Source organism: Chitinophaga sp., from assembly GCF_035564935.1.
Classification (GTDB): Bacteria; Bacteroidota; Bacteroidia; order Chitinophagales; family Chitinophagaceae; genus Chitinophaga.
The window spans coordinates 1-8,468 of sequence record NZ_DATMTE010000908.1; the positions used below are offsets into that span (position 1 = coordinate 1).

An 8,468-nucleotide genomic window follows, 5' to 3' on the forward strand; every position below is an offset into this window, starting at 1 on the left:
TTTTTATGCCCCTGCCGGACTATGGATGAAATTGTTACGGCGTTTAAAAGCCGCTGCCATTCTTCTCCTGATCGTAAGCCTCGCGGCCAGTGCAGCTTCTGCACAAAAAATTAATCTAAATCTGAAGCATGCTTCCCTGAAAGAAATATTCGGGAAACTGGAAGCACAAACGGGTTTGTCTTTTATGTGGGACGAACAGGTGCTAAAAATATCCACCCCGCAGGATATCCAGGTAAGTAATGCCACCCTGCCGGAAGCAATGGAGATCCTGTTGCGCAACCAGCCGTTCACCTACCGCATCGTCAACAAAATGGTAGTGATCAATGAAAAAACTACGGTACCTGTCAGGGTAATTTTACAGGAGATATCCGGCAGTGTGCTCAACGAATCCGGCGAAGCAGTTCCCTTTGCCACTGTGCGTATAAAGGGCGTCAACACCGGCGCAGTCACTTCGCCTGATGGGAGATTCAGGTTAGGGGTGAAAGTATTCCCTCTCATACTGCAGGTAAGCTGCCAGGGATATACTCCGCAGGAAATAAAAGTAACAGGCGCCGGCACAGTGAACATCATGCTGAGCAAATCGAGGCAGCAGATCAATGAAGTAGTAGTGACCACCGGCATCTTCAACCGGAAAAAAGAAAGCTTTACCGGCGCGGTAACCACCGTTACAGCGGAACAACTGGCCTCTTTCGGTAACCGCAACCTGATCACTTCCCTCCGCAACATCGATCCCTCCTTTAACATCGTGGAGAGCAATGCGTTCGGCTCCAATCCCAACCGGCTGCCGGAAATACAGATCCGCGGCAACTCCAGCCTGCCCAATGTGAATGAACTGCAGGACGAAACACGTGTGGGCATGAACACACCACTGGTGATCCTCGATGGATTCGAGTCCTCGCTGCAAAAGCTGCTCGATATCAATCAGAACGAAGTGGAATCCATCACCATGCTGAAAGACGCATCTGCCACAGCCATTTATGGCTCCCGGGGCGCTAATGGCGTGATCGTGATCAAAACCAGGGCGCCACAACCGGGGAGACTCCGTTTATCATACCGCGGCGACATCAATATTGAAATGCCCGACCTCACAGCATACCATGTGCTGAACGCCCGCGAAAAACTGGAGCTGGAATATAAAGTAGGCCTATACAACAATGCCCGGGCAGAAAATGACGTGCCGCTCAAACAGTATTACAACTACCTCATGAGCGAAGTAAACCGCGGCGTGGAAACAGACTGGCTTTCCATGCCGGTGCGCACCGGTATCGGCCAACGCCATAATGTAAGAATGGAAGGTGGCGACAACGCATTCCGCTATTCCATTTCCGCCCAGGTGAACGATATACAGGGCGTAATGAAAGGCTCCTCCAGGAGAACATTCAATGGTACCATCAATCTCAGTTATTACTACCGGAACATCCGCTTCACCAACAACCTGATCATCGGGTTGGGCGAGAGCGCAGAATCGCCTTACGGCTCCTTTTCCGATTACGTGAAAATGAATCCTTACTGGGCGCCCTACGATGAAAAGGGCCATGTAAGAAAACTACTGGGAAACCCGGGCTCCAATATTTATACAGGCCGCTGGAGCCCTTTGCCCACTAATCCCCTGTACGATGCTACCCTGAATACTTTCCAGAAGTATAAAACTACCGACATTACCAACAACCTTTCCGTAGAATGGCGTATACATCCTGACCTCCTCTTCAGGGCAAGACTGGGCCTCACCAAAATGAACTCAGATTCGGATTATTTCAGACCTGCCGACCATACGGCTTTTGCAGCTACGGAAGATATCCTTCGCAGGGGCTCCTACCGGTACGGCGTGAACAAAGGCTTCAATTATGATGCAAGCGCCAACCTCAGTTATACCCGGCAGCTTGGCGCACATGCAGTGTTTGCCGGGTTGGACTATAACATCCGGCAAACCAAAGCCTCGGGCTACAGCTTCGTTGCGGAAGGCTTCACCAACCCTAACTTCGATTTTATTTCCATGGCACTGCAATACGCGCAGGGTGGTAAGCCCGGCGGCGCCGAAAGCCTTACCCGCTCGGTTGGGGTTACCGGAAGTATGAACTATACCTACGATGAACGATATTTCATGGACCTCTCCCTTCGCTCAGATGGCGCTTCCCAGTTTGGAAAACTGAATCGTTTTGCTCCTTTCTGGTCGGCGGGCCTCGGCTGGAACCTTCATAAGGAAGCCATGTTCAAACATCTGTCTTTCATCAACCGCCTGAAACTGCGGGGCTCTGTAGGCGTTACCGGTTCGCAGAACTTCAACGCTTACCAGGCACTGTCTACCTACGGGTATTATACAGACGATCGTTACTACAGCTGGACAGGCGCCTACCTGATGGGCCTGGGCAACGAGTCGCTGAAATGGCAACAGAAAATGAACTACGATGTTGGTGTTGAAGCCGACCTCTTCGACCGCCGCGTGAGTCTTGTGGCAGACTATTACATCGAAACTACCAACGGCCTTATATCTTCTGTAGACCTTCCGGCCTCCAGCGGCTTCCCCAACTACATCGAGAACATCGGTAAACTGGAAAACCGCGGAATTGAAGTAAAAGCTACTGCCTTTATTGTACGCAACCCGCGGAAAGGACTTACCTGGAGCATCAGCGGCGCATTGGTGCATAATGCGAACAAAATACTGCAGATCTCCGACGCCCTGAAAGCCGCACAGAAAAGCAGCGAAAATGCCACCGGCGCAGTACCGGGCTTGCTTTACAAAGAGGGATATTCCACCAACACCATCTGGGTAGTGCCTTCCCTGGGTATAGACCCCAGTACCGGCAAAGAATTATACCTCGACAGGAACGGGGAGCCCACCTACATCTGGAACTCGCTGGACCTGCGTGCCAGCGGCATCAGCGAACCCTCCTGCTTCGGCAACTTCAGCACCATGCTGCGTTATAAAAACTTCTCCATGAACCTGTCTTTCGGCTACCGTTTTGGCGGTCAGCTGTATAACCAGACGCTGATCAATAAAGTGGAGAATGCAGATTACCGCTACAATGTGGATGCCCGCGTATACGACAGCCGGTGGCAGCAACCCGGAGATAATGCCGCCTTCAAAGGACTACTGGTAACAGCACCCACTAACAGGACCTCCCGCTTCGTGCAGGATGAAAAAACGCTGACTATGCAGAACGCCAATTTCCAGTATGATGTAAACAGCTCATTTGTAAAAAAACTGAAAATGCAGGCGCTCTCTTTCTCTGCTAACATGGCCGACCTCTTTTACCTGTCTACCGTACGCCGCGAAAGAGGAACCACCTACCCTTTTTCCCGGCAAATGTCGCTTACTGTAAACGCTCTTTTCTAACCAGCAAATTAGTGTTCCATGACACCGATTAAATATATTATCACAGGTCTGTTAGGGATAGCCATATGTGCTACCTCCTGCAAAAAATGGCTTACCGTTCAGCCCAAAACCCAGATGCCCGCAGATGTGCTCTTCACCACGGAAAGCGGCTTCCAGGATGCGCTTACCGGGGTGTACATCCAGATGAAGTCCGTGAGCGCTTATGGCCAGCATATGACCTTTGGCACCATTGAAAGACTCACTTCTTCCTGGGATGTGACCACCAACACCACGGAACAGCGCCTCGGCCTGTTCAACTATTCCGACGAAGGCGTACAAAATGCCTTGTCCTCCATTTATGCGCAGGAATACAAGATCATTTCCAGCATCAATGCCATCCTGGCTGAAACAGATACCCACAGGGACGTGTTTATATCTGCCGGATCTTATGAGATGATGAAGGGTGAGTGCCTCGCACTACGCGCCTATTGCCACCTGGACCTGTTACGGCTTTTTGGACCGGTACCGGGCAACATACAGGGTGGAACGGTGTTACCCTATGTGAAAAAGATCTCCAGGGAGCCGAACCAGCATCTCGCCTACAACCAGTATAAAACGGAGCTGTTGAATGACCTTACCGAAGCCGCCGCCCTGCTGAAGGACGCAGATCCTTTCACAAAGTATTCCCAGGCCGACCTCTCCGATCCCACCAGCGTTAATTCCCCTTTCAAGCCGGAGAATACCTACTCCGCCTTCCGGTTCCTGCGTATGAACTATTATGCGGTAAAAGCATTGCAGGCCCGGGCATATTTATGGTTCCAGGATAATGCATCCGCTTATACCTGTGCCAAAGAAGTGATCAATGCAAAGAACCCTGATGGTAACGCCAAGTTCCGCCTCGGGGTGCTCAGCGATATGGCTGGCGGCAACTTCAACCTTTCCATGGAACATATTTTCGGGCTCTATGATTTCCAGCTGGCAACAAAATTCGAGCAACAGTTCACCTCCGGCGCACTAAAAAAAGGCAGTGCTGTAACCACCGTTAATAACCAATTATATGGTAATACGGGCACGGATATACGGGAAACCAACCTCTGGGCCCTGATCACACTGGCCAACGGCTCCAAATGCTACATCATGAAAAAATATACAGCTGCTACTGCAAGTACGGCCATAGCACCTTTCCAGATACCCATGCTGCGTGTCAGCGAAATGTACCTGGTTGCTGCGGAAACGGCGCCGGCAGGTGAAGGCCAGCAGTACTGGGAAGCTTTCCGCACCGCCCGCAATATCACCATTTCCACATTGCCCGCCGATCCCGCACAGGTACAGCTGGAACTGGTGAAGGAGTACCGGAAGGAATTTTTTGCAGAAGGACAGGGATTCTTTGCCTATAAACGCATCAACGCACCAAAGGCAAGCTTTCTCTGGGCCCCTTCCGCCGCCACCATCAATTACCTGGTACCCCTTCCTTTAAATGAATTTGTTCAATAACACAAGCGCAAAGAATGAAACAGATACTCACTGTAGCCATGCTGACCGCTTTACTGGCTGCCTGCAAAAAAGATCAGTATTACCTCTACAACGATATCGCCCGGCTTCAGTTTGGCCCGGCGCCCGACCGGATCTATACCGCATCCTTCGAAATGGCGGATACCGTAAAGCCGTACACCTTTTACTACGAACCGGCTACCACTACCCAGGACACCGTATTCTTCGATATCTATGCCATCGGGGGCGTGAGTAACAACGACCGGCCCTTCATCCTTGAACAGGTGATCCTCAACGGTGAAGAAAATGCTATACCCGGTACCCATTACAAAGCCTTTTCCGACGCATCCCTGAAAGAGGTGTATGTGATCAAAGCAGGAGAAGTACATGCCTCAGTACCCGTGATCCTGCTGCGCGATGCTTCGCTGAAAAAAGGGAACGTAAAACTGCAGATACAGATAAAAGCGAATGAACAGTTCCAGCCAGGGGAGATTAAAAAATTATGGAGAAGGGTGAACCTTACGGATATGCTTAGTCAGCCAGCCGCCTGGAATGCTTCTGCAGTACAATACTACTGGGGCAAATACAGCCAGGTGAAACACTCCTTTATGATCAATCAAACGGGTGAGAAATGGGACGAGGAATTTCTGACCTATGTGAACACCGATTATGCGCTGCTCACCTTCTGGAGACTGAAGCTGAAAACCCTGCTTACTGACTACAATAACGCCCATCCCGGTGAACCACTGACAGATGAAGCGGGTGAAACAGTCGTATTTCCTTAATCTTCAAAACAGCCTTTCATGAAATTGAAATATCAGATCCTGGTTGCCTGCTGCATCCTCCTGGTCAGCTCCTGTTATAAAGACCGGGGAAATTATACTTACAATATTCCCGAAGAGATCTCCATCAGTGGCATAGAAGCCTCTTACAACAAGGTGTCGCTGGTAGATAAGATCAACGTCGATCCTCTTGTCAGCTCTACTGATCCTGAGGCAAAGCTCTCCTACTGGTGGGGCATTTACGAGACCAATGTGCAGGGCTCGGCGCCTAAGGTAGACACCATTGGCCACACCAAAGCGCTGGATTACCTGGTAACCCAGCCGGCAAAAGGATGGGTATTGGTATTCGGTGCAAAGAACGAACATACCGGCTTCAGTAAAATAGTGACCGCCAGCATTAACGTAATCACCCAATTCACACGGGGCTGGTATATCATGAAGAGCAGCGGCAGCCAAACCGATGTGGATCTCTTCTTAACGCCCTCCGGTATTACACCGGCATCTGCGATAGAAAATGTATTCTCATTGGTAAATAAGAAAAAACTGGATGGGGAAGCAAGCCTTTTCGGATTCTATACAAATTATAAATCCAACGTAACAGGCGCTTACGCCAATACCAGGGCGATGTTCATTTTATCCGACAAAGATGCCAGTGTTGTAAACATCAATACTTTCAAAGAAATACACGGTATTAACGACCTTTTCTATGAAACACCTACGGTGAAAAAACCCGGTAGTATCAGTGAAGCTTCACAGGCCAACTACTTTGTGAACAACGGACACCTGCACAGTGTTTATTCCATGTCGGCCAACGTAGGCCTGTTCGGCGGTGAGCAACTGCGCGACGATAACAACAGCCCGTATAGTCTTTCCAGGTATTTCCTGGCATACGTTTTCGATAACCCCTTCTTTTTTGATGAAACAAGCGCTTCGTTTGTTTCCGCTACAGGAACAGGCAGCGTGCTCTCTGCTGTAACAGATGCACCCGGAACAGAGATGCCCGCCAACCGGAATAACAAAGAACTGCTGTTCATGGGTTTAAAATCTTCCAACCCATACACTGGTATCGCCCTGTTCAGGGACAAGAAAGATCCTTCATTAAAGATACTTTCCACGATCACACCATCCAATTACGCATTGAAGCTGGTGAATGATACACTGGCGCCTACGGACAAGCTGAACCAGGCGGAACGTTTCGGGCTGATCGTGGCCGATGAAAATATCCTGTATTTCTCCGCGGGGCAGGAAGTGTGGTCCCGTAATCTCAGTAATGGCGCCGAACAGTTGCAGTTCACCGCACCTGCCGGGGAAAAAATAACGTGTATCCGTCACCGTAAATATGCCGGCTCCGCTACCGCCGAACAGGCTTTTTATTACAACTATATGCTGATAGGCACAGCCAGCGGCGGTAGTTATAAAGTGCGCGCATTCCGGAAAACATCCGGTAACCTGGCTGCAGTCCCCGATTTTACAATGGAAGGCAAGGGAAACGTAGGAGATGTGATCTACATTGCGCCGCCAATCGACAACTATACATATCCAAACAGTTATTAACAAATATTATCTGACTACAAATGAAAAAACTGCATCTGGGTGTAATGGCCCTGCTTTGCCTGCCGGCATTTCTGAAAGCGCAGGTAACCGTTTCCGGCGAATGGATGCGCCGGCACGACGGTAATGTACACCTCTACCGCGTAGAACATGGAAGACTGGAAGAAGTGGCTGCGTCAAAACCTGGCCCCGATTCTTCTTTCGGGTTTTATTTCCGCCCGGCACGCGAAGGATTTTATGTGATCGGCACTGGTAATGTTCAGTCTCCTATAGACAAATACAGCTTCTATTTCAAACAGAAGGACCAGCTGAATGTAAAGATCACAGATACTTCCTATGTGCTGACCGGTAAAAATTCTCCTGAAAACCTGGCCGTGGAAAAATGGCATAACACGATCCTTCCACTGGAAAGAAAAGGCGTTTATTTCAACATGTCCCGGAGCACTTACGTGGATTTTTTCCCATTGCTGGAAGCGATTCACAAACAAATCCCGGCAATGAAATTCGCTTCCTCCGGCAACAATGGTTTCGACGCTGAATTTGCGAAATTCCGTGAATTGGATATGCTCCTCTGTGCCGCTGAGTTGCTGAGTACTCCCCGCTCCGCCCATCCGTCTGAAAACGATTATACACCATATTTCAAAAACCTGGACGTTCCGTATTTTACAACGGATACACGCCTGCTCCGCTATCCGTATGGCATGCGCATGATGCGTACACTGCAAATGATGCCTGCCCGGATGGGTAAAGGCGATGTAAAGGACTATAGCATAGAAGCCAGGATGAAAGGGATTGAAAATGATACCCTGAAAGGTGAAATTGTATTGCAACAGGCAGCGTCACTTAAAACATTCCTTGGCTACACAGACCTGGACAAACAATATGGCAAATACCTGCTTACTCCCGACCAGGCCAATCGTGCAGCCAGCATAAAAGCGGAACTGGCGAAGAAGGCCACTGCTGCCGGCGGACAGGCGGTAAATTTCACCTACCCCGATATAAATGGTAAACAAACATCGCTGACTGATTTCAAAGGCAAAGTAGTACTGGTAGATGTTTGGGCTACCTGGTGCGGCCCATGTAAAGGAGAATTACCCCACCTCAAAAAACTGGAGGAAGAGATGCATGGACAGGATGTACTGTTCCTGAGCGTATCTGTAGATGAACAAAAAGATCATCAGAAATGGAAAGATTTTATTGCCAGCGAGAAACTGGGCGGCGTACAGTTATTTGCCAGCGGGTGGAGCGATATTGCCAAATTCTATGACATTAAAGGGATTCCGCGGTTTATGGTATTTGATAAAAAAGGGAATATCGTTTCAACAGATGCC

At 49.5% G+C, this 8,468-nt stretch carries 5 protein-coding genes; all 5 read left to right on the forward strand.

Going from position 1 to position 8,468, the window contains the following annotated elements:
* Nucleotides 1–3,334: SusC/RagA family TonB-linked outer membrane protein (locus VN105_RS23670; protein WP_325644881.1), on the forward strand; the 3,334-nt coding region annotated here is incomplete at its 5' end.
* An 18-nt stretch (nucleotides 3,335–3,352) separates the two neighbouring features.
* On the forward strand, nucleotides 3,353–4,807 hold the full coding sequence (locus tag VN105_RS23675; RefSeq protein ID WP_325644883.1) for a RagB/SusD family nutrient uptake outer membrane protein: 1,455 nt from the start codon (nucleotides 3,353–3,355) through the stop codon (nucleotides 4,805–4,807).
* Nucleotides 4,808–4,821: 14 nt separating this feature from the next.
* Nucleotides 4,822–5,589, forward strand: coding sequence for a DUF4843 domain-containing protein (locus VN105_RS23680; protein WP_325644885.1), 768 nt, complete (start codon nucleotides 4,822–4,824; stop codon nucleotides 5,587–5,589).
* 18 nt (nucleotides 5,590–5,607) lie between these two features.
* Nucleotides 5,608–7,140, forward strand: a complete 1,533-nt coding sequence (locus VN105_RS23685) for a PKD-like family lipoprotein (protein WP_325644887.1) — start codon at nucleotides 5,608–5,610, stop codon at nucleotides 7,138–7,140.
* 20 nt (nucleotides 7,141–7,160) lie between these two features.
* Nucleotides 7,161–8,468 (forward strand): TlpA disulfide reductase family protein (locus VN105_RS23690; RefSeq protein ID WP_325644889.1); only part of this gene is annotated, 1,308 nt, incomplete at its 3' end.

Excerpts from the sequence above, each read along its gene's own strand:
- VN105_RS23675 (WP_325644883.1), top strand. The coding sequence starts at position 3,353 with ATGACACCGATTAAATATATTATCACAGGTCTGTTAGGGATAGCCATA.
- VN105_RS23680 (WP_325644885.1), top strand. The coding sequence starts at position 4,822 with ATGAAACAGATACTCACTGTAGCCATGCTGACCGCTTTACTGGCTGCC.
- VN105_RS23685 (WP_325644887.1), top strand. The coding sequence starts at position 5,608 with ATGAAATTGAAATATCAGATCCTGGTTGCCTGCTGCATCCTCCTGGTC.